The 26,188-nt window shown below is 44.1% G+C and carries 26 protein-coding genes and 1 riboswitch; of the genes, 3 read left to right on the top strand and 23 right to left on the bottom strand.

Features of this window, described 5'->3' with window-relative positions:
- Positions 1-80 precede the first annotated feature (80 nt).
- The 7 genes from R7P72_RS02775 to R7P72_RS02745 form a co-directional block, all read right to left on the bottom strand.
- A complete protein-coding gene (locus R7P72_RS02775; RefSeq protein WP_017635148.1) occupies positions 81-1,013 on the bottom strand; it encodes a Gfo/Idh/MocA family protein in 933 nt (310 codons plus the stop codon).
- Positions 1,014-1,136: 123 nt separating this feature from the next.
- Positions 1,137-2,792, bottom strand: coding sequence for a phosphoethanolamine transferase (locus R7P72_RS02770; RefSeq protein ID WP_005373681.1), 1,656 nt, complete (start codon positions 2,790-2,792; stop codon positions 1,137-1,139).
- Between the two features lie 21 nt (positions 2,793-2,813).
- Positions 2,814-3,170, bottom strand: coding sequence for a diacylglycerol kinase (locus R7P72_RS02765; RefSeq protein WP_031778834.1), 357 nt, complete (start codon positions 3,168-3,170; stop codon positions 2,814-2,816).
- 127 nt (positions 3,171-3,297) lie between these two features.
- On the bottom strand, positions 3,298-3,690 hold the full coding sequence (locus R7P72_RS02760; protein ID WP_005373677.1) for a glycine zipper family protein: 393 nt from the start codon (positions 3,688-3,690) through the stop codon (positions 3,298-3,300).
- Positions 3,691-3,809: 119 nt separating this feature from the next.
- On the bottom strand, positions 3,810-5,108 hold the full coding sequence (locus tag R7P72_RS02755) for an ATP-binding protein (protein WP_104980482.1): 1,299 nt from the start codon (positions 5,106-5,108) through the stop codon (positions 3,810-3,812).
- Positions 5,108-5,821, bottom strand: coding sequence for a response regulator (locus tag R7P72_RS02750; protein ID WP_104980484.1), 714 nt, complete (start codon positions 5,819-5,821; stop codon positions 5,108-5,110). Before R7P72_RS02750 ends, R7P72_RS02755 begins: the two co-directional genes overlap by 1 nt.
- Positions 5,822-6,034: 213 nt before the next feature.
- The gene (locus R7P72_RS02745) at positions 6,035-6,331 is read right to left on the bottom strand and encodes an isoamylase early set domain-containing protein (protein WP_005373671.1); all 297 of its coding nucleotides are present in this window, start codon (positions 6,329-6,331) and stop codon (positions 6,035-6,037) included.
- Between the two features lie 278 nt (positions 6,332-6,609).
- Between R7P72_RS02745 and R7P72_RS02740 the strand changes: the two genes are divergently transcribed.
- Both R7P72_RS02740 and R7P72_RS02735 read left to right on the top strand, forming a co-directional pair.
- Positions 6,610-6,990 (top strand): hypothetical protein, encoded by a 381-nt coding sequence (locus R7P72_RS02740; RefSeq protein ID WP_192948007.1) that lies wholly within the window; start codon positions 6,610-6,612, stop codon positions 6,988-6,990.
- 83 nt (positions 6,991-7,073) lie between these two features.
- Positions 7,074-7,673 carry a thiol:disulfide interchange protein DsbA/DsbL gene (locus R7P72_RS02735; protein ID WP_005373667.1) on the top strand — a complete coding sequence of 200 codons (600 nt, stop codon included), beginning with the start codon at positions 7,074-7,076 and terminating at the stop codon, positions 7,671-7,673.
- A gap of 70 nt (positions 7,674-7,743) precedes the next feature.
- On the opposite strand, the gene R7P72_RS02730 is transcribed toward R7P72_RS02735, so the two are convergent.
- The 14 genes from R7P72_RS02730 to R7P72_RS02665 form a co-directional block, all read right to left on the bottom strand.
- A complete protein-coding gene (locus R7P72_RS02730; protein ID WP_005373664.1) occupies positions 7,744-7,989 on the bottom strand; it encodes a hypothetical protein in 246 nt (81 codons plus the stop codon).
- A gap of 152 nt (positions 7,990-8,141) precedes the next feature.
- On the bottom strand, positions 8,142-8,585 hold the full coding sequence (locus R7P72_RS02725; protein WP_005373660.1) for a DUF3429 domain-containing protein: 444 nt from the start codon (positions 8,583-8,585) through the stop codon (positions 8,142-8,144).
- Between the two features lie 10 nt (positions 8,586-8,595).
- Positions 8,596-9,141, bottom strand: coding sequence for a glutathione peroxidase (locus tag R7P72_RS02720; RefSeq protein ID WP_005373657.1), 546 nt, complete (start codon positions 9,139-9,141; stop codon positions 8,596-8,598).
- Positions 9,142-9,246: 105 nt separating this feature from the next.
- Positions 9,247-9,903 (bottom strand): 3,4-dihydroxy-2-butanone-4-phosphate synthase, encoded by a 657-nt coding sequence (gene ribB / locus R7P72_RS02715; RefSeq protein ID WP_005373655.1) that lies wholly within the window; start codon positions 9,901-9,903, stop codon positions 9,247-9,249.
- 113 nt (positions 9,904-10,016) lie between these two features.
- Positions 10,017-10,157: riboswitch (FMN riboswitch) on the bottom strand.
- A gap of 104 nt (positions 10,158-10,261) precedes the next feature.
- Positions 10,262-10,879, bottom strand: coding sequence for a hypothetical protein (locus R7P72_RS02710; RefSeq protein WP_005373653.1), 618 nt, complete (start codon positions 10,877-10,879; stop codon positions 10,262-10,264).
- A gap of 117 nt (positions 10,880-10,996) precedes the next feature.
- Positions 10,997-12,850 (bottom strand): MFS transporter, encoded by a 1,854-nt coding sequence (locus R7P72_RS02705; RefSeq protein ID WP_005373651.1) that lies wholly within the window; start codon positions 12,848-12,850, stop codon positions 10,997-10,999.
- 146 nt (positions 12,851-12,996) lie between these two features.
- Entirely contained in the window at positions 12,997-13,755 is a 759-nt protein-coding gene (locus R7P72_RS02700) for a helix-turn-helix domain-containing protein (RefSeq protein WP_005373649.1), read from the bottom strand.
- On the bottom strand, positions 13,756-14,394 hold the full coding sequence (locus R7P72_RS02695) for an HD domain-containing protein (protein ID WP_017819864.1): 639 nt from the start codon (positions 14,392-14,394) through the stop codon (positions 13,756-13,758).
- Between the two features lie 248 nt (positions 14,395-14,642).
- On the bottom strand, positions 14,643-15,920 hold the full coding sequence (locus R7P72_RS02690; RefSeq protein ID WP_213907148.1) for a cytosine deaminase: 1,278 nt from the start codon (positions 15,918-15,920) through the stop codon (positions 14,643-14,645).
- A 9-nt stretch (positions 15,921-15,929) separates the two neighbouring features.
- A complete protein-coding gene (gene codB, locus R7P72_RS02685; protein WP_005373644.1) occupies positions 15,930-17,168 on the bottom strand; it encodes a cytosine permease in 1,239 nt (412 codons plus the stop codon).
- Positions 17,169-17,972: 804 nt separating this feature from the next.
- Positions 17,973-19,319 (bottom strand): magnesium transporter, encoded by a 1,347-nt coding sequence (locus R7P72_RS02680; RefSeq protein ID WP_005373641.1) that lies wholly within the window; start codon positions 19,317-19,319, stop codon positions 17,973-17,975.
- Between the two features lie 112 nt (positions 19,320-19,431).
- Entirely contained in the window at positions 19,432-20,754 is a 1,323-nt protein-coding gene (locus tag R7P72_RS02675) for an ABC1 kinase family protein (protein WP_005373639.1), read from the bottom strand.
- Between the two features lie 101 nt (positions 20,755-20,855).
- A complete protein-coding gene (locus R7P72_RS02670; protein ID WP_005373637.1) occupies positions 20,856-22,079 on the bottom strand; it encodes an HlyD family secretion protein in 1,224 nt (407 codons plus the stop codon).
- Positions 22,079-22,405 (bottom strand): MFS transporter, encoded by a 327-nt coding sequence (locus R7P72_RS02665; protein ID WP_005373635.1) that lies wholly within the window; start codon positions 22,403-22,405, stop codon positions 22,079-22,081. The genes R7P72_RS02670 and R7P72_RS02665 overlap by 1 nt, the downstream gene beginning before the upstream one ends.
- Positions 22,406-22,512: 107 nt before the next feature.
- Between R7P72_RS02665 and R7P72_RS02660 the strand changes: the two genes are divergently transcribed.
- Complete coding sequence (locus R7P72_RS02660; RefSeq protein ID WP_005373633.1) at positions 22,513-23,514, top strand: AraC family transcriptional regulator; 1,002 nt, start codon at positions 22,513-22,515, stop codon at positions 23,512-23,514.
- Positions 23,515-23,600: 86 nt separating this feature from the next.
- Here the strand turns inward: R7P72_RS02660 and R7P72_RS02655 are convergent, their stop codons facing one another.
- Both R7P72_RS02655 and R7P72_RS02650 read right to left on the bottom strand, forming a co-directional pair.
- Complete coding sequence (locus R7P72_RS02655; RefSeq protein ID WP_031778833.1) at positions 23,601-24,290, bottom strand: hypothetical protein; 690 nt, start codon at positions 24,288-24,290, stop codon at positions 23,601-23,603.
- Positions 24,291-24,302: 12 nt separating this feature from the next.
- Positions 24,303-25,844 (bottom strand): hypothetical protein, encoded by a 1,542-nt coding sequence (locus R7P72_RS02650; RefSeq protein ID WP_031778832.1) that lies wholly within the window; start codon positions 25,842-25,844, stop codon positions 24,303-24,305.
- Positions 25,845-26,188 lie beyond the last annotated feature (344 nt).

Below are 26,188 nucleotides of genomic sequence, written 5' to 3'. Positions count from 1 at the left end.
AGAGAATGAATGCCTTCCCTAAGGCAAGTCTTTTTAGTATAGAGCGTAATACTCAATCAAGCATATAGCCAAGAATCGCATTATCTAGAGACAACTTTCTCGATATATTGACAAATTTGCTCTGCCAATCGATGGCTGGCAATGTTGCGTTTTACTACTTCATTAGCAATATTTCCAGACTCAACGACGCCAAACCAGTCGAGCAACATCGAATGGAAACCTTTACTCGTTAGCATTGGCGTCCAGTCTTTCAAATTGATTTTTTGCTCTTGGTTAGCTTGCCATAGTTTGCCTTCAACGAAGGAGTCGAACTCAACTGCCTTGTTTGCATAACAAGCTTGAACGCGCTCTGTAGTGATACCGAAGTGGCGATTCATCGAGGCGTGGAGCAAAGTATCTCCATGTTGCCACTGAATATCTAAACGCGCCAACTGACTACCTTCAAGTTGATGAGTTACATAAGCATCTTTTAGATCGGCTTTGGCTGTGACGTTAACGCTGTCTAATGGGTGAATAAAATCATCAAATATAAAGGTACGAACATCCCCCGGTAGTTGGTGACGGTTCTTTTCCCAGCGTAGCGACTTTAAGTCAGATATGTTGCCTTGCTGCACTTGTGGCATATGTTGGTTGTAAAGTGGAATGTGACGACGGTTAAAGCCCACATAGAGTGGCTGTCTCTCTTTTTCGGCAATGTCGTACAGCTTTTCTACGTCATCAGCACTATTCGCTAATGGTTTGTCGACAAAGGTTGGAATTCCATGCTGCAGAAAAAATGCCGCTATTTGAGGGTGTACGCTTGTTGCCGCATGAATCATGACGGCATCGACGCCAAAGTGCAGAAGTTGCTGGTAGTCTTGGCAGATCTCTGAGATTCGATACTGCTTAGCCAGGCTCTCAAGTGTGTTTGGGTTGCGGGTACAAAATACAAGTTCGATATTTGGAAGCTGAGTGATAACAGGAAGGTATGCTTTCTGAGCGATATCCCCTAGACCAATAATACCAATTTTCATCCTAGTCCTTATCTCGATGTATGGATCGCGGACTGTCAGTATAACGCTTGGCGCGGCGATGAGTTTAAATACCTTGTTAGAAAAAGCCTGATTCACACTTTGAGCCAGGCTTTATTGAATGGTTTAGGAAACGGCTCGGCAGGCTTTGAATATATCTAACTTGCTATCGTAGGCTTGAGTTTGTACATCCATAATGCCTAATAAAGAGTGGAACACGTTATCATGTGAGTATTGGCCTGCATTCTGTGCTTGTTTATACAAACAGTCGGTATTGATCTGCTTCGCTTGTTTAAAGCCCGAAGACAGCCACATAATCAAAGGAACACGTTTTTGGAAATCTGGTGCAAGGCCATAAGGCATACCATGTAAGAACAATCCGTTTTCGCCTAGTGACTCACCGTGATCCGATATGTAAATTAGCGCGGTATTATACTCAGACTCTAACGCTTTAAGTTTTTTGATGGTTTCTGCCAATACAAGATCGGTGTAGCGTATTGTATTGTCATATGTGTTCACTATTTGTTCGATGCTACAGTTTTCGATGTCTGCACGTGGACAGTCTGGTTTAAAGAAGGCGTTGTCTCTTGGGTAACGCTGAAAGTAGGTCGGACCGTGGCTTCCTATAAGGTGCATGGCGACCACTCGGTTACCGTGCATATCCGCGACTTCCTGATCAAAATGATCTAATAGCGCCATGTCGTAACAAGTTTGGCCATTACACATAGGGTTTACTTGCTTTCGATCCACTTCAATTTTCTTGATCTTGTGGGCTACTTCTTTATCCCCACCGTCATTTTCTTTCCAAATGAGGTCAACCCCAGCGCGCAGCATTATATCGAGAGCATTGTCCTGGTTATCCGCTTTGGTGCGTTCAAACTCGTTTCGCGTGAGCTGTGAAAACATACAAGGCACAGATACAGCAGTCGCGGTGCCACAAGACGCGACGTCTTGAAATGAGATAACATCCAGTTTACTAGTATAAGGATTTGTCTCTCGTGTATAGCCATTGAGTTGGTAGTTCTGCGTTCGAGCGGTTTCTCCTACGACAAAAACCAGTAGTGTTGGTTTGCGCTGTGCTTGCTGTACGGCGCTATCTGACTGCTTTGCATCTGTGCCGATTTCTCGATATGGCTCTGGCGTGGTGAAATATTTCTCCTTCACATACCCGGTCGCGCTGTAAACGAACTGGGTGGGTATGATGATTTTTTTTAGGTGGCTATTGTTGCGCCCTACAGATGCGTAGTCTTGATAGTACACGCTGGCAATGACGGCGATGACAGCTAGCGACGACAGCATCGATACTAATTTGGTAACAGAGAAGTACAGTAATTGGTGACGTTGAGATTGCAGCTTGACCTTAAAGATAATTATCGCTGGGATAACTCCCATAATCAGCGTCCAAATTACAGAGTGAGCACTCAGGTAAGAACTCGCCTCGCTCGAATCGGTTTCAACAATATTGGCAATCATTCCAGAATCGAAAAGTGTGCCATAGTTATAGCTTGCGTAGCTCACCATACTTGAAACAATGATTAAAATTATAAAGAACGGCTTGCCGATCCAAGGCCAACTAAATAAATTAAAAAGGAAATTGAGCGCGGCAAGAAAGAAAATTGGTATTGTGATAATAAATCCAATCTTGACATTATCTAAGTGTGTAAAGATGCCGATCAGTTCTTTATAAATAGGGATGTTTACGACGAGAGCGAAATACAGCGCCAACAGGAAAGTAAAGGTAACGTAAGAGATACCTCTCTGTTGTAAATCATGTGTCTTCATAATGAGTGTCTTGAATAAAAATTAGAGCAAGAACGAAGCCCAAATAAAAAGGGCAAGAGTTAACGCAACAAATACTGCTGCTGAACCAATATCTTTGGCTCTACCACTGAGCTCGTGCCAGTCATCGCTAACACGGTCGACAACCGCTTCTACGGCGGAATTAATGAGTTCGACGATCAATACCAAGAACAGGCTACTGATCATCAGCACTCTTTCGTATGTGGTGACAGGAAGGAAAAAAGCATAGACGGAAAGCACCAAGGCGAGAATCAATTCTTGTCTAAAAGCGGCTTCGTGTGTCCATGCGGCTTTCAATCCTTGAAATGAATAGCCGGTCGCATCCATGACACGGCGTATACCTGTTTTACCTGGCTTCAAAATATGACCTTACTATTTAAGCATTGGGATGGAACACATATCCCAGAGAGGTAACGAGATTAATCGTTACAGCGTGAAACATTTGTGAATAGAATCCATCGCGCGATAATTTAAGAAAAGTGCTTATTTAATCAAGATCGTAGACGGTATAGCCTTTGTTCTGGAGACATTTACGCAATACGAGAGATTGGGTTTTGGTTGAATCATTTGTTCCACTCAAAGCACCAGCTCCAGCTCCTACAGCACCGCCGGCAGCAGCACCGACAGCCGCTCCACCTAATCCGTCTTCTAGCGCACCAGCAGCTGCGCCGATCAATGCGCCTGTAACTGCCCCATTAGTGGCTTCAGATTTCGCTGCCTCTGATTTGTCGACATTTTCTGCATAGCCTTGGCAGTAAAGAAAGTCTTGTTCATATGTACTAGGGTCAACATTGGTCATGTCGACGACAGGTTTTTGGTTGTAGGCGCAAGCTGTAAGCGTAGAAGTAAGCGCCATAATCAGGATAAAAGATTTATACATGAGTACTATCCATTTAGTGTGTGAATCTTATGGATTAAATGTACACTGTTTTATTGTTGGGCTCTGTCGCTTGAGTGTATTGAAGTGTCGTCTTCTGTAAACGGGGTAGGAAGGTTAAGTTAACTGTCTGATTTTTTGAGGCTAAGTGTGAAGCAAGCTCCTCCAAGTGGGCTATGGCAAATCGAAACTTCTCCACGTTGAAGCTCTATTATCTGTCTGACAATCGCCAAACCGAGCCCAAACCCGCTCGTCTTTTTGTTGCGAGATTCATCCGCGCTGTAAAATGGTTCGAATAGATGAGGCCAATGCTTTTCTTCAATACCTATGCCATCATCATGAACATTGATGAAGCAGCGGTGCTGATCGTGTTTTATCTCTACTAAAATCTGCTTATCTGCGTACCGCATTGCATTGCGCAGCAAGTTATCTAAGGCTCGCTTTAACAATTTTGGGTCAGCAAACGCGAGAACGTTTTCTGAGTTTACTTCTTGAAGCGAGATAGCGAGCGTAGTCTCTTTTTGCCATCTCTGTCGTAACTCTTTGACTAAGTTGAATAGGACGACTTCTTCTTGAGTTTGTAATGCTGTGTCAGGACGCTCCATCTTTGCGTAGTAAAGCAATTCTTCAACCATTTCTTCCATCTCGTCAATGTCTTCGACGATACTGTAAACATACTTTTTCTGTTGTTCAGTTAAGGTTGAATCCGATAACAAATCTGCTTGCCATTGTAAGCGGAAGATTGGGGTACGCAATTCATGTGCAACGGCGTTAGTTAGCATTTTATTGCTAGTGATCAAGCGAGATACTTTATCGGCCATCGTGTTAAAGCTTTTGTTTAACGTCCCAACAGACTTAGCGCTTGAGGTACTAGCTCGAGCCTTGAAGTTACCTGAGGCAAACTCAACGGTCACTCTCTCTAGCTCTCGAATCCGACGGCTTAAGAACCAGATCAACAATATGCAATACAGAGCAAATCCAGCTAAAAAGAACAACCAAACGATATTGTCATCAAAGTTGGCAGCTTTAACCACAGGGCTATTCGGATTATCGCTCATTTTAAAGATAGGCGTGCTCGCATCTAGGCGGAACCAGATATCCCTTTCTTCATCGTAAGCGACGTTAACGGAGGTATCACTTTCAAACGCCTTTTTGATGTCTGTTGGAAGCTCTTCAAGCGTATGAGGCACCAACAAACGATGGCTTGATGTGGCAAATTGTTCCAACTGTTGTTGAGTATATTCTAATCCGTGTTCTTTATAGATAGGGTAGATCAGATCGTGAAAAGCTTGACCCTCATGCTCTTGTAATAGGTAGTCATAATCTGTGTTGATCTCATAAACTAAGAACTCGTATCCCCACAAGCTAGCCATAAACAGAATGATAAGGCCAACAAAGCTTTCCAGATAAATCCGTCTCATTATTCATTCCATGCATCAGGCATAAATAGGTAGCCTTTGCCGCGAACGGTAATGATTTTTTGTGGTGAGCAAGAAGCATCGCCTAGCTTCTTTCTCAGTGTCACTATGCGATTATCAATGGTGCGGTCTGTTCCATCGTATTCAATACCACGTAGTGTTTTGGTCAGCCACTCACGTGATAGTGTTTTTTCAGCATGCGTAGCAAGAACCCACAACAAATCGAACTCGCCGTCTGTCAGCGCAATTTCTTCTTGGTTCATTACGCACGATTTACGCAACCGGTTTAAACACAGAACACCAATTTGTAGGCAGTTTTCGGACTCGGTAGGCGCCGCCTCTTTTCTTCTTAATAGCATGCGAATACGAGCTAGCAATACGCGAGGTTTGATGGGTTTAGTAACAAAGTCATCTGCGCCTATTTCTAATGCGGCGACATGATCGAAGTCATCATCACTTGCTGTCAGCATCAACACTTTGCCTTTGTAGCATTCTCGGATTTGACGACATACACTCAGACCATCTTGCCCGGGTAGCATCAAATCTAACAGCACCACGTCTGGTTGTGTGTCAATAATCGCATTAGGTGCGTCCGTCCCATTGTCGATACATTTGACCTGAAAACCTTGTTCAACAAAATACTCTCCCAACATAGTTTGTAATTTGGGATCGTCTTCCACAATGATTAGAGATGGTTTGATTTGTTGTGCGTTCATTTAAGTGATGTATACAATATTTAATATCAATGGAACTTAAACAAATTTACGAATTATTTCAAATAAAGCTTTCTCAGAATAAGGTTATCGGATGAGTTAATTGGATAAAATTGCCAATTAATGATTTAAATCTAATCACCTATCACATTTAGAGAGATGCAAAAAGGCGCAACGTTTGCGCCTAGGTATGGAATCTTAAAGCGAAATTACCGCTTATTCGGTGGTACACACGACGCTGTTGTCGCTGCCAAATGCATTTGGAACGTAAGCATCAGCTTGTGGGTCATTTTCCCACTTCGCGTCATCGAGCAAGTAACGGAACTGAACATTCTGCGCTTTAGGTAAGCGGGTTTTAAATTTAAACTGACGACTTTTCTTCACTAATTTCATCGGTTCTGGCTGCCAGTTGTTGAAGTCTCCAGCAATTTGGACAGAGTCCCACTGATCTTTATCTAGCTCGAACGTGACTTCGACTTCATCTTTTGTCTTAAAGAATCTCTTTTTAAGCATTGATCTTTCCTTGTTCGTACAAAAACTGTTCTAACTATTACTCGTGTTTCATAATGATTTCAAGTTTTATCGAATTGTTGCTGGTATCTGATGAGGGGAGTATTCGAACGGTGAATAGTTCGTTGTGCTGGTTTCGTGTACTGAGGGATCGTTAGAGAGAAAATTCACTAGCCTAAAATGGTCAAAGAACAGAGTTTGTTAGCGAGCCGAGAGTCCGTATCTTGAAGTCAAACCGTTATCATGTATTATCTTAAATCACCATTTTCCTTGATGTAGCTATGTTGAAGTTTAACCGTACATTGTTGACTGCGATAGTTTGCTTAGTTGCTATGCTTTTGAGTAGTGTCGCTCCTGTGGCGCAGGCTTCCGTTCCGATGAAAACAATTGAAGTACGCGATCTTATTGTTCAACAGGCTGCTCTGCACAAACAACTTGGCGTCAATGACGACTGCGTAGAATCACATCACGATGAGTCAGCCATCAATAAGGCACAACAATCTCACACGAGTTGTAGCTCTTCCTGCATGGTCAAAATTCCCGCCAACTTATCTCAAAACGACTTACTGATTCTTCCTTATAGCCTTGCTTTGATTGATAGGCCTCTAGTCGAAAAAGTAGTGACAGTGATCACCAAGCTTTATCGTCCTCCGATTGTTTAATTCCTCATCTCAAATTACTTGGGGTTTACCCCTTTTTACCAAATGAAATGATTTGGCATTTGAATGCCACAAGGAAATAAACAATGAAAAAACTACTTGCCTTATGTAGTGCACTTTTACTGACTTTTACCGCTCATGCAGCGCAATTTGAAGAAGGGAAGCACTACAAAGTTCTGGATGTAAAGAAAGCATCGAAACCTGTTGTGACGGAATTCTTTTCTTTTTATTGCCCACATTGCTACAAGTTTGAGTCTCTTATTGAGCGTTTAAAACCTGCTCTGCCAAAAGAGGCAAAGTTTGAAAAGGTACATGTGGGGTTCATGGGCGGAGATATGGCGATTCCGATGGCCAAGTCCTACGCGACGATGGTGTCGCTTGGGGTTGAAGATACAATGATTCCTGCCATGTTTGCCCAAATTCATCAAAAGCGACAAGCGCCAAAAGACGAAGCTGAGCTGAAACAACTCTTCGTTGATAATGGCGTAGAAGGTAAGAAGTTTGATGCGGCGTACAACAGTTTCGCCGTAAACTCAATGCAGAAAGGTTTTGATAAGCAATTCTCTGCCAGCACGTTAAGAGGGGTTCCGGGTGTGGTTGTGAACAATAAATACATTGTTTTGGCCAACGAAATTCGTACTTACGACGAGTACAATCAATTAGTTAATTACTTATTGACGCTGTAACTGTAAATAGCATTGATGCTTAAAAATGGCGACGGTAGAGTCGCCATTTTTTATGCTTATCACTCTCGTATTATCTAAGAACGCTTGTACATGCTTGAGTCGGAACACTAGTCATAAATATGGCATGCGGATAAAACAAGCTAGCAGCAGTGATTGCAACATTACATGGCTGAGCAATCGTGGTTTTAATCACATTGGTAAGCACGGCACCTGTATTATTTACTGTTTGAGCGGCGGCTTGTTGTGCCTGGTAAGACACGCAACCTGTCGTTGCATTGATCATCGCAGTGCTAAACAAAAGTTTGCGAAAAAACATATTCATATCCTTTGTGAATGCTTTGAATTACTTATATGTGGATTGATTCATAAATGAAACAAAACAGTGTTCAAAATATGTGTGCATTCACGAAATGAACATTGTTTTATAAAAAGACGTTTTTTTGTGATCTTAGTACTGGACAGACCAGGTTATGAAACTAAAGCCAATCCGTGCATTACGATTACGCCGAAGGTCAGTTTGCTCCTCATTCCTTGATATCCCTTGGGCTCGGCGTCTTGTTCGACTTTCCTCACGAGCTTTTCTGCATACCAAACAGCAAGATACCCAATTGCTAAGAGTAGGGTAGCGACCGCGTAATGTTTGTGGCCCTGCAGTAATGCACCCCAAGCCAGTAAGACAAAAAGGTTGCTGAGAATTAATATATTTCGGCTAAGGCGATGGTAGTAATGCTCAATGCCATTACCCCAAAGGATGCCGGATAAAAAACTTAATATAACGGCGCTATATGCGATGAAAAATTGCTGACCACTTAAATTGAAGAGTGAGATGTCAGCGAAAATCAGCCCTAAACTAAACACAAATGGAACCAGGCCTAAGTAACCGAGTTGTAGCATGGTTGAGCGTGTTGTCATGGTCGTCACCTTATAATTGTTGCTCTATCATATTGGTAAGCGTAGTACTTGTCGGTGATGTGGAGCTTGGAAAAGTCGCAATAACTTTACCTTCAGAGCTAATTAGAAACTTGTAGAAGTTCCATTTTGGTTTTATGCCTGCTTGGTTAGTAATCTGGTTGAAGACTGGATTCGCATCTACACCTAATACTGAAGAGCGAGCCATCATTGGAAAGGTTACCCCGTAATCGAGATAACAGACTTTCGCTGTGTTTGTTTCGCTTCCTCTATCTTGTCGAAAGTCATTGCTCGGGAAACCGATAACGGTGAAGTTTTGGTCTTTGTAAGTTTGATAGAGGGTTTCTAACTGTTCGAACTGAGGAGTGAAGCCGCACTGGCTTGCTGTATTGACGATTAGTAGTGTCTTTCCCTTAAAGCTTTCGCATAGATCGACTTCTTCCGTTGAGTTTAACAACCTTTGCTTACCTTGAAGAATATCAGGGCACTCAGATGCAAGAGCAAGCGAATTCATGGAGAGAAAGCTAACAAGAGCGGCGAAGTTCAGTAATCCTTTCATGGTGTTGTTCCCCTTGTTTTCAATAAGTATAACTACTTAAGTGCAAAGAGGATCGATCAAAAAAGCCGCACAAATGCGCGGCTTTTTTCTAGAGCTGAGATCTGACTATGCCAGTTTCAACTCGAACTGGTTCAGGTACATTACCATGTCTTCAATCGTCAGTACCGGCATGTTGTGCAGGCGACCGAATGCTACGATCTCCGGTGCCTTTGCCATCGTGCCATCTGGATTGGTCACTTCACACAGTACGCCAGCGGGTTGAAGCCCTGCCATTTGCATCAGATCAATCGTACCTTCTGTGTGACCACGGCGAGTCATTACACCACCTGGACGTGCGCGCAGAGGGAATACGTGACCCGGGCGAGCAAGATCTTCCGGTTTTGCGTGCGGGTTTGCCGCCGTTTTAATGGTCGTTACGCGGTCTGCTGCTGAAACACCCGTTGTTACACCAACTTTCGCTTCAATAGAAACCGTAAATGCGGTTTGGTTTGCACTGTTGTTGTTTACCACCATTGGAGGCAGTTCCAGTTTGTCTGCTTGAGCATCTGTTAAGCACAAACAAACGATGCCGCTACATTCGCGGATCATCAATGCCATTTGCTCGTTAGTGAGGTGCTCGACTGAATAAATGATATCGCCTTCGTTTTCGCGATCTTCATCATCAAGAAGCAGTACGCCACGGCCTTCTTTTAAAGCGATAAGTGCGTTTTCAACGCGAGTAATTGGGTCGCCGAATTCGGCAAGTAGTGATGACTGATTCATGGTTAACTCCTAAATTTCACCAGAATCAGGGCGGTATGAGAGATCGCCGTAAAATACGATCAAAAAGAAGTGCACCAGCATTCTTAGCGATCTGACTCGCTATGCTGGTGTATTCTTATTCTCTTTCATCCGGACTATAACCGTCGGCTCTGGCATCTCACCAGATCTGCTGACCTCGACGAATCGAGCGCTCGCGGGCTCACTTGAAAAAGTATACCGCCGGTGGGGAATTTCGCCCCGCCCTGAGAACAATTAAAAATGTACCACTTCATCCAAGTTGTGAAGAAGTGGAGCTAGGATAGTACTGCGAACTGAATAGCTTGGAAAGTCGATTCCATCTGTATGATGGAAAAGTGTGCTATCGACGGAAATAATCTGTGCGAATAAAGTGATCAATTTGCTGCGGCACGAAGGTGTTGTAAATCAGGCTCGTATGCGTTTGCTTCACTTCGATATGATCTTGCATACCGTCCAGTCTTGTCTCTTCTACGGTAACGGTACCGTCCGACATGGTGTTGTCATTACGGATCAACAATGGGCGAGCGCCAATCGGCATCGTTCCTGCGATACTGCCGAGTTTTTGAGGGAAATCCCAAGCGTCATCATGTTTGTTTAATCCGTGGTGTGGCGAATTGCCTAAAATTGCACCCAATCCGAGATCTTGAATCCGACCTACTATGGACGCGCCTTTAAGAGGCGAACCGATAGCGACAACATGAGAGATTAAGTTAGTGCTCGGTTTTCTGTTGGCGAGATAGCGCTTAATCATCAAGCCTCCCAAGCTGTGTCCCACGAGCACGTTTGTGGTCAGTGGATTAAGCGAATGATCAATAGAATCAAACAGTGAAGACTCATCGATAGCAACAGTGTTATAGCTGAGTACTTGCGTTTCGTATCCGAGTTTTCTCAGCTTTTGGCTAAGAGGCTGCATGACCAGCCCATGCATATAAAGACCATGTAAGATGATGATTTTCATAATACCTCCTAGATTTATGACGTCGTAGATATCCTACTCTAATTGACAAGAAACTACTTGTGCTTTGTGGTGCATATTTACGTTTTGCTGCAAAGTTTGACTGCTGTAGCAAGCGACTCAGCCCAGTAAATCCTGTACTTGTTGTTGCAATTGATGACGATTTAAAGACGCAGGACTTAACACTTCACCGATAACAACATCCACTTTTGACCAAAAACGAGTCGGTCGTTTTGTGAGAGCATGTCCGCCTTTGTGGCTGAAAAAAGAACCCCAAAGCCCTTTTAACGCCATAGGGATGACAGGAACAGGGTTACGTTCAAGGATTTTCTCTACACCAGGGCGAAACTCACCCAATTGACCGTTAGACGTTAAACGACCCTCAGGGAAGATACAGACAACCTCACCGTCGTTAAGTGCTTGTTCAATCTGTTCAAATGCTCGTCGGTAAGTGTCGGCACACTTACGTGGAGAACAGATCGGGATAACACCGGCATGACGGAATACATATTTAAGAACAGGTAGCTCGCTGATGGACTTGTCCATCACAAAACGAACCGGGCGAGTAGAGGTTCCCATCAAAATCAATGCATCGACATAGCTAACATGGTTAGCCACGATTAACGCAGCACCTTGTTCAGGGATATGTTGGCGCCCCTTTACGGACACACGATACATACAATGGCTGAGTAAATAACTGATAAAGCGTTGTGTAAATTCCGGTACTTGGCGATAGACATAGATCGCCACGAAAAAGTTACCTATTGCCATCATGGCAAACAGTTCCACAATAGAAAGCTCTAGTACGCTGAGTACAACGATCGAAACCAAAGCAGACACCACCATAAACAACGCATTCATGATGTTGTTAGCAGCAATGGCACGTGCACACTCCCCTTTGTTTGAACGCGATTGGATGAACGCATAAAGAGGAACGATAAAGACACCGCCGCTTACACCAACAAGGAACAGGTCAATCATGACGCGCAGATGTTTTGATTCAGCAACGAAGCTTTGCACATCATAAAAGTGCACCGGAAGTGATGGATAACTTGGGACTGCCCATAGCAAGTCGACGCCAAAGACTGTCAGACCAAGGATACCGAATGGCAAAATACCAAGCTCAACGTGGTTGAAAGAAAGTTTTTCACACAACCAAGAGCCTGTAGCGATACCAATGGAAAACAATGCCAACAGTAAAGAAACGACAGTGCTATCTGCGAACAAATGTTCGCGTGCGAAGTTAGGGAATTGAGTTAGGTAAGTCGCACCCATGAACCAGAACCAACTAATGGCAAGAATAGACATCCAGATGCCTCTCTGTTTTTTTGCCACTTTTAACGTGTCCTTTAAACCAGAAATCGGTTCAAATTTCGCTTTGTCATTCGATTGGCTAGGCATCGCTGGAATATTCACGCTGCTCATGAACCCAAGCAAAGACAAGGCAATCACGGTACAAGAAGCAATCAAGGTACCATTAGGAATGGATAGCAGCAGGCCTGCACAAAGCGTACCTATAAGAATCGAAAGGAACGTGCCCATTTCAACCCAAGCATTTCCTTTAACAAGCTCATTTGGTTTGAGCGCTTGTGGTAGCAAGGCGTATTTCACGGGACCAAAATAGGCCGATTGAGTGCCTGTCATAAACAGCAGAACCAGCATCAGCATGGCACTTTGGGTGGCAATAGCGGTTGCTGCGCAAGACATGATAGCTAGTTCGATGAGCTTTAGACGTCGGATTAACTTGGCTTTGTCCATGCAGTCAGCGACGGCACCAGCATGCGCTGAGAATAGAAAGAAAGGTAGGATGAATAAGCCTGCCGCCAAATTAACGAATAGATTGACGGATATTGGTAGGTTATCAATTTGGCTGTATGTCACCATCAATAACAGAACGTTTTTGTAGATGTTGTCATTGAGTGCGCCAAGGCATTGCGTCACAAAGTAAGGAAAAAAGCGTTTTGAGAAAAACATACGGGCCCCGATTAAACAAAGTCGAATGAGATGGGAGCACTTTATGCTCAATGAACGATTAAACCAGCTTTCTTTTTCAAGTGACGTTGTATGCCACCAAAAGTAACGAAATTCGTTACTTTCATTTCCATTCGTTTATTGAGTTACTAATTCCGAGACTTCTGAGTAGGTTTTCTTTCCCATGGTTCAAACAGAGGGAACGTCCAACGACGCATCGCAATAATCAGAGAGGTGCCGTGTTTTTCGTCCATATCGAGAGAGCTATCATTTTGGCAAGCCTGATAAAACTCATCGATGACCTTTTGCAGTTTCTGTTGTAGCTTCTTGTTGGTTGGTACACTCATCAATCCTGTTGCCATGGAGAACTTTTCATCTTCACCAGAAAAGTAGCTTTGGAAAAAGGCGTCTTGAACTTGCTGTTGGAAGAACCGTTGAATAGGGCCGCCCATCTGCCACTTAAATGTCGGAGATATACGCAAACGAATTTTGTTATTTGGCTGCAAGTCGATGATGTTCAGACGATCCAAATGAGCAAGCTTTTGCACCAGTTCAAATTCATTGAAGGTGTATTGCTGAACGATTTGCTCAAACTGATAGCCATTTACAACACAGATTGCCACGAGTAGCAGGGCTTTATCATCAACCAACTGCTTTTCTTGCTCTAACGTTAGCGACTCTAGACCTTTATTGTGCGCAGCCGCAAGCTTAAACAGGTCCGCCATTTCTAAACCAATCAATTGGCAAATGCGTTCTAAGCGTTCAAGACTAATGTGTTGACCTTCAGCGAGTAAACGTTTGACGCTTCCTTCACTTAAATCAAGGTGTTGTGCAACATCAGCATAATGCAGCCCAGCTAACTTTAGTTGGCGTTTAAGCTCTTTAATTAACGTATAGCTTTCTGACATTTACGCTGTTACCTCGTCGTGTAACTGCTCTAGGTACGTTTGCATAAAGGTTTTGCGTTTTTGCGCTTCGCGTCTTGCTGACTCTGTGTTCATAGTTTCAGCGATTTTGAATAACTTGGTCTGAAAGTGATCCAGAGTGAATTGTTTATCGTTAAGTTCACGTTCTTCGGCAAATATATCGCTGTCGTTGTAAAGTTGCGCGTTAAATTGAGTGCTGACTTGAATGCATCGCGTCACGCCAATTGCGCCTAAAGCGTCCAGACGGTCGGCATCTTGGACGATTTTGGCTTCTAACGTATTTGGCCTGATGTTTGCGCTAAAGCTGTGTGCCTCTATCGCATGAGCAATGGCATCATGATATTGCTGGGGATAATCGATACTCTCTAAAAATGCGACCGCTTTTTTGGCTGCGATGATTGAGCTCTCTTTGCGATTTGGGTGATCTTTCGGGTAAGTAAAGCAATCATGCAAATAGGCAGCCGGTAATACAATCGCGATGTCTGCATTTTCTTCTTTGCAGAGCTGTTTCGCTGTTTTGACCACGCGTTTTACGTGTTTAAGATCATGAGCTGCATCTACTTGCATCTCTTGCTGCATAAATTCCAAAAATTGCGGTTCTATCTGGCTTAATGACGTCATGGTTCATATCTACAACTAAAATGAAGTCAGAAGTATGCCCAACGCTTAGAATAATTTCCAAGTGCGATGGTGTAATTGAGATTCAGCCACCAGAACCTTGTGCAACGTTTGGTACTGAGCCGTTTTATATGGCCTTTCAATGTGTTCAGTGGTTTATGAGACAAGAATAGACAGAGCGAGCAGTGATGTTTACCAGTAGAAAAAAGGCCTGACGATGTCGTCAGGCCTTTTTCTTTTCGCCGATCTTTTTAGCGTTTGAACGTTACTTGCTCTGCTTGTTCAAGATGAATATGAGTTGTCGCAGGCTGTGTTTCTGCAATCACTTTACCGTGACGAACAGAGTAACGAACCGGCACTTGGCGACGTACTGCGTCAAAACCATTTTCTGCGGGAAGAATCAGTAAACTACCTGGTTTGCCTTCTTCAATGCCGTGCTTGTCTTGAATGTTCAGTGTACGTGCTGAATTGGTGCTGATCAGATCCAGTGAGTTGTTGATTTGGTCGTAACCCATCACCTGACACACGTGCAGACCCATATGCAGCACTTGCAGCATGTTTGCAGTGCCTAGTGGGTACCAAGGGTCAAATACATCATCGTGTCCAAAGCAGACGTTGATGTTGGCATTCAGCATCTCTTTCACTCGTGTTACGCCGCGACGTTTTGGGTAATCATCAAAACGGCCTTGTAAGTGAATGTTCACCAATGGATTTGCCACGAAGTTGATACCGGACATGCGTAATAAACGGAACAGGCGAGATGCGTATGCACCGTTGTAGGAACCCATCGCTGTGGTGTGACTGGCCGTGACTTTATTCCCCATATCAAACTTGTGCGCTAATGCTGCCAGTGTTTCAACGAAGCGAGATTGTTCGTCATCGATTTCATCACAATGCACGTCGATCAGGCGGTCGTATTTTTGCGCTAACTCGAATACGTAGTGCAGCGATTCAATGCCATATTCGCGTGTGAATTCAAAGTGTGGAATCGCGCCAATCACGTCCGCACCTAATTTGACGGCTTCTTCTAGCAGCTCTTTGCCATTTGGGTAAGAGAGAATTCCTTCCTGCGGGAAGGCGACGATTTGGATATCTACCCATTCTTTCATCTCTTCACGCACTTCTACCATCGCTTTTAGGGCAATTAGGGTAGGGTCTGAAACATCGACGTGGGTACGAACGTGTTGTACGCCGTTTGCTATCTGCCATTTTAAGGTTTGTTTTGCGCGCGCTTTCACGTCTTCAATCGACAGCATTTCTTTGCGCTCAGCCCAACGTTCAATACCCTCAAACAATGTGCCAGAGATGTTCCAGCTTGGCTCGCCTGCGGTTTGAGTTGTATCTAAGTGAATGTGTGGCTCGCAGAAAGGCGCAACCGCCATACCGCCTTCAGCATCGATGATGTCACCGTTATGACTAAGCTCCACATCGTTGCTTTCAATGTGCTTGAATTGACCATCTTCAATCAAAATTTGCTGCAGACCTTCTTGTCCTTTTAGCGTTAAGTTTTTGATCAGTAGTGTTGTCATGATGGTTCCTTACGCTGGCTGTGTAGCCAGTGCTTTTTTGTTAAGAATAGGATTAAGAATCAGGAAGCTAATTGCGCCGCCAAGTACAGCGTTAATCGGCACTACGCCAGGCAGGAAGTGTCCCGCACCAACGCCAATCACGACAGCGATAATGCCAGCCCAGTTAACGTTTTGGAATTGGGCGGCTTCAAAGTTTGCGTAGCGTTTACGGTTCGTGAAGAAGTCAGCGATGATCACACCGCCAATCGGTGGAATTGCCAAAGATAAGAAGGTCAGCCAGCCAACAAAGTTATTGTAGAGCCAGAGAGCGCAAAGTGTGCCAACAAGACCGTTCGCCATTGAGATGTATTTACTTGGTAAGCCTGTGATGTTGGAAAATCCAAGACCCGATGCGTAGAGCGCGTTGTCGTTGGTCGTCCAGATGTTCAAGCCAAGAACGATGATAGCTGGAATAAGAAGACCTTGCGCGATCATCACTTCAGAAATGTCTGATTGACCCGTCACCGACGCACCTGCCGCGCCAAAGATAAACATTAACGAGTTACCGATGAAAAATGCCACCATGGTGATCATCACGGCGCTGCGCGGCTTTTTACCAAAGCGTACGAAATCCGCCGTTAATGTACCAGCACTGACAAAAGAGCCGACAACCATCGCGAGAGCTATTGAAAAATCGAGTGGCTCGGTTGGTTGAACCTGTTGTAGTTCGCTTATACCGCCAACACTATTTACTGCCTCGATGACAGAGTAGCCGCCAAGTAGCGCAATGGCAGGAACGGCAATTGCTGACAACACCATCAGTGCGGAGATGCCAAAGTAAACGGTCGCGGTCATGAGCAAACCGGAGACGAGGATCAAAGTATTGGTATCGATGCCCGTTGCTTTGTGCACCGGAATCGCAAACATCGCGACACCAACTCCAAACCACCCAACTTGAGTACCGCCAAGAAGAGCAGAAGGAAGCCAAGAGCCTTTAGAACCAAAAGAGAAACGAGCAAGAAGGTGAGTAGAGAGACCAGTAGAAGCGCCGATGTAACCGAGGAAAGAAGTGTAAATACCGAGGATTAGGTTACCGATGAGAACAGCGAGGAAAAAATCATTAAAGGAGAGCCCAGTACCGAGAGAACCCCCAGTCCACATACTTGCGGAGAAAAAAGTGAGTCCTAACATCACCATTGTAAGTGACGCCACGCCTTTTCTGGCCGTGTTAGGAACTGGTCCAAGACTGTAGTTATTGTCTCCAGCCATTATTACCTCCGCACATTGAAATATTAAATTATAGCACCTGATTTTCAGGCAAACGGCGCGTATTATCGTGATGTAAATTTAATAGTCAATGATAAAATTGCAATTTAAACGTTTGCTTTGTTTTTGATGTGTATTTTTTCTTTTAATAACAATGGTTTGATTTTTAAATTCTAAAGGTGGAAATTTTGATTTTACGTATTTTCTATGATTTATAGACAGGTTTTCTATGTGAAATGAATGTTTTGAATTGCTATTTGTTTTTATGGATTAAATTTATCTATAACTCTGGATTGTTCAGTCGATTTCTATGAAAAGAAAACGATTTCATGATGAGGTTTTTGGTTTGGACGTTATTTGTTCTTTTCTGGGTGTGTTTTCTTGGTTTTATTTTATGTAGGTGATTTATTTTTGTTGAAGCTGGCATTTCTAATGGTTTAGTGGGCGAATATTTGAATTTTATAAACAGTAAACAATCTGTTGTGGGTAAGAAAAGTACAACCGAGCTCGGTCAGAGGATAAGAGGGCAATAGCCACATAAAAAAATAGCCAACCGCAAAGAGTGCGATTGGCTTATATACATGTGAACAAAATCAAGTTCACTAACAACGTCAGTTGGCTAGGTGACCCTCGGCTTAAGAAGGGTCGATTTATATAATGCAGTTACTGTGCCAACTTTAATATGCCCTAAAACACGTAGTTTCTGTGACATGCGTTGCTTAAAGTTTGAGTGTGTTTGCAATTTGCAACTGCGTTATGCAATTTGATTCTATTATGCTAATGATTGATTAATAAACAATGAACCTTTTAAAGCATGACTAAACTCGCCGTTCCTAAAAAGGCGAAAAAACCAACTACATCTGTCACTGTTGTTAGAATCACCGAGCCAGCCAAAGCGGGGTCCAATTTAAACTTATCCAGAATGATGGGAATCAGCACACCAAATAAAGCTGCGGTAATAATATTGACGATAATGGCCAGCGCGATGGTCCCACCTAGAACCGGAGATTGAAACCACAATCCGGCGAGCCCGCCGATGATTAACGCCCAAGCAATGCCGTTCAGAGAGCCAATACCCAACTCATTTTTCAATAGCTTGAAACGGTTACCTGGGGTGATCTGATTAAGCGCCATCGCACGAATCATTAGAGTGAGCGTTTGGCTGCCAGCAATGCCCCCCATGGATGCAACAATTGGCATGAGCACCGCCAAAGCCACCACCTGCGCAATTACATCTTCAAATAGTCCGATAGTGACAGACGCCAAAATCGCAGTAAGCAAATTGATGCCTAACCAAACACCGCGCTTTTGCGAGCTTTTTAATACTGGCGCAAACAAGTCATCGCCTTCATCCATACCTGTACCGGCCATCAAACGTGCTTCGTAGATTTCACGCTGTGTACTCAATGCAAACTGCCAATCGACTTCACCGATCAGTGTTTGGTCTGCATCAGTTACAGGGAGAGCGGGCAGTGTGCTGTGTTCTAATGCCTCTACCGCTTCAGGAAGCATCATTTTACTGTCTAGAACCGTCACAGCCTCAATAACGAGTGTTTTTAAGCGAGTATCGGGGTCACCACGTAAGATATCGAAGTAGTTGACCGTTCCACGATACTGTTTATTACGATTAATCAGATACACCTGTTGAGGCGTGTCGTAGCTATAGCGCTCCATTAACTGCTTAGCTGTCCCAATCGTAATGTTGAAGGGCAGGGTGATGATCTTACGTTCAGCCCAGTGGCCGAGTTCTTCATCAGCATACTCGTTTGCTTGATCGTAAAGTTCCAACTCATCTTTTTCTATCAACGAGAGCGCTTCGTTGATGATCGACTCTGGCAACGAATCGGCCCATTCGATGAGCGACAAGTTGTCGAGTTTAGCGAGAGTGAGCTTTAGCTCGACTTCAGATAACGCATTGATGATAGAGAAACGTACGTCCGCACGCATTTCCGTTAACACGTCGATATGTAGCTCTAGTGGTAAAGCTCGCCATAAGCGAACACGATCGTCGATTGGAAATGCTTCTAGAATCAGGGCAACCGCGCCGGGCTCGAGGCCCGCTTCAATAGATTCATTGAGCGTTGCGACTTGATCCGCTTCTTCGGCTTGGCCAATTTGCTGGATTAGAGTGGAGAGATCTTGAAACTTGCTCACCGAGTACCCCGATAGTTAATTCGTTTTATGGAAGTATGGCATGTTATTGAGATGCACAACTATGCATCTTAACCTTGCTCAAGGTACTTGAAAGTAACAGAAAAACAATAGGCTATTTGCTGTTGATGGTGAGATATGGCTGTACCAATTGGCGAATGTTCACTTTTGCGCCAATACGGGCTGCCAGCAAGTACATTCCGCCTATTTTTCTGTGCAAAAATAGGGCATCTGCTGGTGGAGTATGCCAGTATTCTTGTTCCATGCTTAAAATAGTGCCAGCTTCGCGAAGCTTTTGTGCTAAGCCACTGGCTTTAAAGTCATAAGGCTCATCAACTAACATCGGTTCACATGCCATTTTCACTAGATCGAGAATCGCTTGGCGCTGGTCTGGAAGGATGGTTTGGCTGAAGAAGCCTATTTGTTCAAGCGCATCATTTAAGCCTTGTTCGTCATTATTCACGACAGACGCAAAAGCTTGGCGATAGCCGGTACTGAACCGTTCGCTGTATTCGCGGGTCGCCCCGAAATCTAGCAAGCCGATTTGACGAGTGTTTTCGATATATAAGTAGTTGGCGAAGTTTGGGTCGGTTTGTACCATCTTAAATTCGAACAGCTCTCGAAACAGTAATTCGAGTAGGCTGTGCATGACAAAATCCCGTGTACTCTGATCATAATGTTCGATTTGCTCAATCGGGCTACCATCAATGAATTCCATCGCGAGAACGGAGTCTGAGCAACTTTCAGTATGAATCTTCGGTACGACAAAATGAGGGTGCTCCTTCAAAGCGTCATGATAACGAATGGCAAATTGTGCCTCTCGTGCGTAATCGGCCTCGTCATGTAGCTGCTTTTTCGCTTCTTCGAGCAATCCTTTGTAGTCGACAGACTCGGGAATCAACCCAACGACCTTGAGCAGTGTACCGACATTATCGACGTCGCTATCGATACTTTTCCGTATGCCCGGATATTGCACTTTGACGGCTAGGTTATCGCCCGCATCGCTGTAAGCTTGGTGCACTTGTCCTATTGATGCACTGGCGATTGGTTTGAAGTTAAATGACAGAAACTCAGCTTTCCAATTCGTTCCTAGCGAACTTTCCATTACTGCGTTGAGTTGTTTTGCAGGCATTGGGTCTGCGTTGGAACGAAGACGGGAAAGAATATCGGCAAGTTCAGGTTCTAAAACATCACCAGCATCCATTGACAGCATTTGACCAAGCTTCATTGCAGCGCCACGTAGGTGAGCAAGTTGGTCAGTTAAACGCGCGATGTTCTGTGGCGTCAGCAAGAGGTCTTTCGCTTTTGGTTTGTTGCCTTTGGCTATCTGCTTCGTGCCTTCTGTAATCACATTGCCTGCGACACGGGTAGCAAGTGAAGCGAACTTGCTGAATCTTGAGATGCGATGGGTAGGTAGGCTTCTTTCCTTTGCCGACATGAATCTTCTCCGCTATTTACTAACTAATTGTTATACGGGAAAAGGATATGTTTGGATACAAATGAAAAGAAAACCGCCAGCGTAACTGGCGGTTTGCGAGTTTAGATAGAGTAGAAGAAGTACAGTTGAGACTTCATTCGGATGATGATCCCGCGAATCACATCCAAGAAGGCCATGAAGCCTATCGGTTTTTCACCGCTGACCCATGCGAGGCCAACAGAGCCAACAGGGATGTCGTAGCCTTCTGGCTCATCAATCTTAAGACGAACAAAGTGGTGTTTGTTCTGTAAGTTCTTTCCAGTGGTGACACGTACGGAATCATCGAAACCCAGTAGATTACCTTGTGACTCACCTGTTGCTTCAACAATGCCTTCGACGGTCGCTGAGAAGATCTTACCTGGGTAAACGGACGAAGAGAATTCCGCTGGCTGACCCGGTTTGATGTTACGAATCGCCTGGTGGTTGACTCGCATCAGCACGTACTTCTCGTTAGTGTACATGTTGATACGCGGCATCATCGATACACGCTGACCTTCACGCAGGATAAAGTTGGTGACAAAGCCATCTGTTGGGGCATGAACTTTTGTGCTATTCAAATCCCATTGCGCTTTTGCAATTTGCTCTTCAGCTTGGCGCAGTTCGGCTTGTTTAGTTTCAACTGCAAGTTCCGCTTTATGAATCGCCAGTTTTGCACGGGAAATATCGACTTGTTTCTTCTTGATTTGAGACTCAAGGGTCAACACGTTGTGACGTGCCATATCAACCGCACTCGATTGTTTGTCGATATCGCTTTCCGTGATGGTGTTGTGCACTACTCGGTTTTGCTCAACATAACGATCTAGCATTTTTTTCTGCAATTTGTAGTCAACTTTCGCCGCTTCCAACTGGCTCTTTGATGTTTCTAGATCTTGCACTAGCGCTTCGTGGTTAGCTTCTTCAATCTCGATGTCGCCTTTTGCCGTAGCTAATGCAACGCGAGCAGAATCAGCGGATACGTTCGCTTGATTTAATGCGATTTTGTATTGCGTTGGGTCAAGTTCATAAATTAGCTGACCTTCTTTAACTTTCTGATTCGGCTCAATGTAAATGTGGTCAACTTTACCTTTTACATTGGTTGAATCTGGACGCAATTGGATGTGTGGTGACTGCACGACAGAACCGCCGGATAAATCCATCGGGGTGAAGTTAATCAAACCTACCCAGACGAACATTAGCCAACCCAAGCCGCCAAGATAAGCGAACGATTTGGTTGCTTTGTTCCAAGGCATGCCAACCAAACGCAACAGATAGATGAAGAGTGCCCATACCGCTAAACCTTCTAACATTATGCTTCCTCTTTTGGCTGTGTTTCTGTTTGCGGTTTACTTTTCCATGTATCACGCAGATTGATGATGGCTTTTTCCATATCAACAAATGCAAAGATCACGGCTAGCACCCAAACCCAGTGCCAGACAAACCCTATCCAGGTCAGCGCAGTGATGAGCCCTAACTGATGATGGTCTTTGCTGTGTGCTTTATTGATAGGCAATTCATGGATTTTCCAAAAGCCGTAACACGCGCCCGCGACACTCGCAATTAAAACGACAGCAGCGACAACATGTAACGCCGTATCTGCGCCTGTACCGACAAATGGGACACTCAGTAAACTCATTAAACACTCCTCTATCAAACTGTTGGCGTATTGTGATCTGAATTTGATTTGCGGCTTTCTTTGTGACAGATTCAATCACTATAGGATTAAATTTGATGTAATTGGTTATGAAAACGGTTCGGTTTATTCGCGCGATGGGCATTCTAAACATGCATAACCTCGCGTTATCTAAATACAATTTGGACTCGGATGAGTTAGGAATCCCAGTATCGGTGTTTCGTAACCCAATGACACTGATCCCGCTAAAAGCCGTTGCGGAATGGTATCGTTGTGTTGAACAAGCCAGTGCTGACCCGGATGTGGTGTTGAGTCTCAGCCGGGGTATTGAACTGCAAAAGCTAGGGCCAGTGGGACGCTGGTTATTCTCCGGCAATGATTTAGCCAGTACCATTCGGCGAGTGAATTATGGTGTGAGCAATCTACAATCAGGGGCGTTTTTTGCTGGCGAACAGTCGGGTAAAATCATCAAATGGACTTACCACAACCCGTTTATAGAAACGTCAGTAAAGGTGCACGATAGTATCCGCTGTGCGGTATTTATGATTAAGGTGTTACGCGAATTTCTTGGCAAAGATTACCAGCCTTTACGTGTCAAGGTTTCAGGCTCGAGAAAAAATACTGAGCGATACCGGGAATATTTCGGCTGCGAGGTGGAATGGAGTCAGCCAAAAACAGAGATCTGGATCCCGGGAGATGACCGATTAGCCTCCCGCCAAGTGAGCCATCGAGAAGACAGCCGTCTAGCGATGAGTTTTTCCGACTTGGATGATTTGCTTAATATGCCCGATCCAGAAGACGAGTTGAAAGTGATTTATGAAGTGGTGAACTACAGCAGCCATTATGGATTGCCAACGTTAGAGCGCGTGTCTTCTCTGCTTGATTTATCTGAACAGCAGTTTCAACGTCGTTTGCATAAATTAGGGCTCAATTTTTCGACGGTTTCTGGCTATGTATTGAGTAATATTGCAGCTGGTTTGTTGAGTAAGCGCGTGAGTATTGATGACATTGCCACGCGCCTTGGTTACACCAATGTGGCGAGCTTCAATCGTATGTTTAAGAAACATCGTGGATTAACGCCCAAGCAGTATACGGGAAGATTAGAGAAGTAGTGCTCCACTTATCTCTATGAGTACAAGCAATAAAAGCCCTCAAAGTTGAGGGCTTTGTTATTTTTTTGTGTCGTTTTATGTGGTGGCTATTTCTTAGGACGCCAACTTAGTGCACTTGCAACAGCGCCGATGGCAATTACATCCTTTTTTTGTTCGCTAAGTTCAGGGAGCATCTGTACCGCAATGGTACCGTTCGTCTGCACTGCGGCAATTTCTTGTGTGCCCTCCTTAAAGCTATAACCCAATGGAATGTCTACCGCCATCATGGCGTCAGGACTAGTATGTACAGTTTCTACATTAAAGTGGGTGCTACCAATACGCACTACGCCTGTCTCTTTTTTTTCAAAGCTGATGTCGATGAGAGCCGATTTTGGCTCCATCGCAAACTCACCGACTTTTTTACCATCTTGAGTAATGTCACAGGTGTAAGGATCATTCCCACCAAAATCGACGCCCATGTAGTTAACCGACATACCGCCTCCGGTGCAGTTCAAAAGCCAAGTTTCTCCGCTGTCGATACGAGTCACTTCTGCGCCCATTGAACCTTCTTTGAAAGAGATACGGTTAAACCAACTTGAGTTAGAAGCACTGCGTGAATACTTGCCTTTGTACTTACCAGCAAAATCAAAATGGCCATCTGCACCGAATCCCCAAAAATCACCGTCGGTTTTGATCAGCATTTCTGGTTGTGCTTTTACGGCATCAGTACGATCCATGACGGCTAGGCCACCACAACCAGCAAGGAGCAAGGGAGCGAATAGAATAAGTTTCTTCATGTTTTTCATTGTTTATAGCTTGGTTACATCTAGGGTTTGGTCGGTGAATTGGATGTTCTGAATGTCGTACAACTCGTCAGTGCCTGTATTTGGGCACTCAACAGAAACGCTCTTTGCTTTGATAACAGTACATTCCGCCAGTTTGTGTGGCACGATATAGGTGTTGATACCGCCTTCACCATAAATGCTGTTGTCTTTGCTGTTGCCTTCAAAAGTATTGTTTTGATCATTACCGATCACATTCATCGCGTCGTCGCCAATGATCTTCACTTTTGTTAACCACTGAGATTTGTAGGTGTACGCTTCTATCAAACCGTCTTTGTTGGGAGCCATACGGAAGGTAGGTACTGTGCCTGGATTTGTCTTTTCTGTGTAGAGCTTGACGCCCGCAGAGTCGATATTCGCGGTATATTGCAAGTATCCGTGGAATAAGCCACTGATCCAATCAACGGCTTGTGGATCTTGGGTTTGCATTTCTTCACGCGTTAACGCTTGGTAGCCATCTAAACCATGTCCGTTTGCTTTTGCTACACCCATGTAAGCTTCAAAAGCGGCAGCAAAATATTCGTGAGAATATGAAGGGCCCGTTTGTTTAACACTTTCAGGATCGAAGTCGTCTGATTTCCAATCGTCCCAGTCATACTGAGTAGGGCGCCACACCGTCGGTTTGCCCGATTGAATATCGTTATAGATGCTTAACGCATGAGCTTGAATGTCATTTTGCAGTGCCGCAGTCGCCGTGTTAGGTGCAATACCTTGCGCTTGGACCAAGTGTAAAATTTCTTCAAAAGCGGCGTCTCGTTCGGCTTTTTTGCCAAGATTGGCGCAGTAATCGGCAAAATTACTCATGTAATGGCAATCGCCTTCAACTGTCAGTTCTCGATACATTAAAGATTGGCTATTCCTTAGCCAGTTTGGTGTTTCTTTACTAGTTACTAATGTTGACGCGATAGATGTGACAAGTGTATCCATATCATCTTCGTTAAGTACCATCATGCTTACAACAAACTTTTCTAGAGAACTCGTATCAAAAGAGTGTGCTAAGCCCGAGTTTGTAACTGCGTCGTTCAGTTTGTCTTGGCGAATCAGTTCGTTGATAAAGATTTTGGTTAACATCTCATCATTCTGTTCGTCGTTTTCGGTCAGCATTAGTGTGGCATCACGCTCGGCTAATGTCTTAGCGATACGAGACTTGTCAGCACCGTACTTAGAGTCTGGTTGGTTTGTGAGAAGGTGTTGGATGATTTTGGCTGCACGAAAGATTTTTTCATTATTCGCACCGTCATCAACAGCCACAATGTGAAATGTATCGTTGTTGTTTGCTTCGGAAAGGGAGATTTTCACATAGTGGGTGAAGCCCGAATCAGCAGCCACTTTTAACTTGGCTGGAAACTTTGTAGAAACGACAGTTGGGATTGTGACAGTGCTCAATGTTGGCATTGGTGGTGTTGGAGGTGTCGTTGTCGATGGTTTCGAATTAGATTCACTGCCGCCACAAGCAGTTAGACTTATCGCGCAAAATATGGCTAAAGGTGTTAATTTGGAATATCTCATTTCATGTTACTCGTAGACTTTATTAGAGCAGGAAACTTAGAAGCAACATAAAGTCCTGTCTATATAAGCAAACTAAGTCATATATGTTGATATTATTTTTTGGTAAGACCTATTATTCGATATATTTAAAAATATAGTGGATTTTTATTCCGAATTTTATTTTCTATGTGAAGCTATATTCTGATAATGAATAAAACCTCAGGTTATTGCATGGCTTTAGGGGTATAGAATGATTAGGATTATCGTATATGTATGGTTTGTAAGCGTATGTAAGCCTGCGTTTTATTAAAATTATCATTTAAGTAGGTTGCGCACTATAGGACGAGCGATATACTCCCTCCATC

Origin of the sequence: Vibrio sp. Vb0888, assembly GCF_033338835.1 — a bacterium.
GTDB lineage: Bacteria > Pseudomonadota > Gammaproteobacteria > Enterobacterales > Vibrionaceae > Vibrio > Vibrio alginolyticus.
Note: the sequence above shows the minus strand (reverse complement) of the source record. Positions and strands in the feature narration are given on the sequence as shown.

What these genes read in the sequence shown, in the direction of transcription:
- R7P72_RS02740 (WP_192948007.1), top strand. Translation starts at nt 6,610, where the DNA reads ATGTTGAAGTTTAACCGTACATTGTTGACTGCGATAGTTTGCTTAGTT.
- R7P72_RS02710 (WP_005373653.1), bottom strand. Translation starts at nt 10,879, where the DNA reads ATGAAAATCATCATCTTACATGGTCTTTATATGCATGGGCTGGTCATG.
- R7P72_RS02700 (WP_005373649.1), bottom strand. Translation starts at nt 13,755, where the DNA reads ATGTCAGAAAGCTATACGTTAATTAAAGAGCTTAAACGCCAACTAAAG.
- R7P72_RS02655 (WP_031778833.1), bottom strand. Translation starts at nt 24,290, where the DNA reads ATGAAGAAACTTATTCTATTCGCTCCCTTGCTCCTTGCTGGTTGTGGT.
- R7P72_RS02650 (WP_031778832.1), bottom strand. Translation starts at nt 25,844, where the DNA reads ATGAGATATTCCAAATTAACACCTTTAGCCATATTTTGCGCGATAAGT.
- R7P72_RS02695 (WP_017819864.1), bottom strand. Translation starts at nt 14,394, where the DNA reads ATGACGTCATTAAGCCAGATAGAACCGCAATTTTTGGAATTTATGCAG.
- R7P72_RS02705 (WP_005373651.1), bottom strand. Translation starts at nt 12,850, where the DNA reads ATGTTTTTCTCAAAACGCTTTTTTCCTTACTTTGTGACGCAATGCCTT.
- R7P72_RS02755 (WP_104980482.1), bottom strand. Translation starts at nt 5,108, where the DNA reads ATGAGACGGATTTATCTGGAAAGCTTTGTTGGCCTTATCATTCTGTTT.
- R7P72_RS02745 (WP_005373671.1), bottom strand. Translation starts at nt 6,331, where the DNA reads ATGCTTAAAAAGAGATTCTTTAAGACAAAAGATGAAGTCGAAGTCACG.
- R7P72_RS02720 (WP_005373657.1), bottom strand. Translation starts at nt 9,141, where the DNA reads ATGAAAGGATTACTGAACTTCGCCGCTCTTGTTAGCTTTCTCTCCATG.
- R7P72_RS02660 (WP_005373633.1), top strand. Translation starts at nt 22,513, where the DNA reads ATGAAAACGGTTCGGTTTATTCGCGCGATGGGCATTCTAAACATGCAT.
- R7P72_RS02760 (WP_005373677.1), bottom strand. Translation starts at nt 3,690, where the DNA reads ATGTATAAATCTTTTATCCTGATTATGGCGCTTACTTCTACGCTTACA.
- ribB (WP_005373655.1), bottom strand. Translation starts at nt 9,903, where the DNA reads ATGAATCAGTCATCACTACTTGCCGAATTCGGCGACCCAATTACTCGC.
- R7P72_RS02665 (WP_005373635.1), bottom strand. Translation starts at nt 22,405, where the DNA reads ATGAGTTTACTGAGTGTCCCATTTGTCGGTACAGGCGCAGATACGGCG.
- R7P72_RS02690 (WP_213907148.1), bottom strand. Translation starts at nt 15,920, where the DNA reads ATGACAACACTACTGATCAAAAACTTAACGCTAAAAGGACAAGAAGGT.
- R7P72_RS02725 (WP_005373660.1), bottom strand. Translation starts at nt 8,585, where the DNA reads ATGACAACACGCTCAACCATGCTACAACTCGGTTACTTAGGCCTGGTT.
- codB (WP_005373644.1), bottom strand. Translation starts at nt 17,168, where the DNA reads ATGGCTGGAGACAATAACTACAGTCTTGGACCAGTTCCTAACACGGCC.
- R7P72_RS02735 (WP_005373667.1), top strand. Translation starts at nt 7,074, where the DNA reads ATGAAAAAACTACTTGCCTTATGTAGTGCACTTTTACTGACTTTTACC.
- R7P72_RS02750 (WP_104980484.1), bottom strand. Translation starts at nt 5,821, where the DNA reads ATGAACGCACAACAAATCAAACCATCTCTAATCATTGTGGAAGACGAT.
- R7P72_RS02730 (WP_005373664.1), bottom strand. Translation starts at nt 7,989, where the DNA reads ATGTTTTTTCGCAAACTTTTGTTTAGCACTGCGATGATCAATGCAACG.
- R7P72_RS02675 (WP_005373639.1), bottom strand. Translation starts at nt 20,754, where the DNA reads ATGTCGGCAAAGGAAAGAAGCCTACCTACCCATCGCATCTCAAGATTC.
- R7P72_RS02670 (WP_005373637.1), bottom strand. Translation starts at nt 22,079, where the DNA reads ATGTTAGAAGGTTTAGCGGTATGGGCACTCTTCATCTATCTGTTGCGT.
- R7P72_RS02775 (WP_017635148.1), bottom strand. Translation starts at nt 1,013, where the DNA reads ATGAAAATTGGTATTATTGGTCTAGGGGATATCGCTCAGAAAGCATAC.
- R7P72_RS02770 (WP_005373681.1), bottom strand. Translation starts at nt 2,792, where the DNA reads ATGAAGACACATGATTTACAACAGAGAGGTATCTCTTACGTTACCTTT.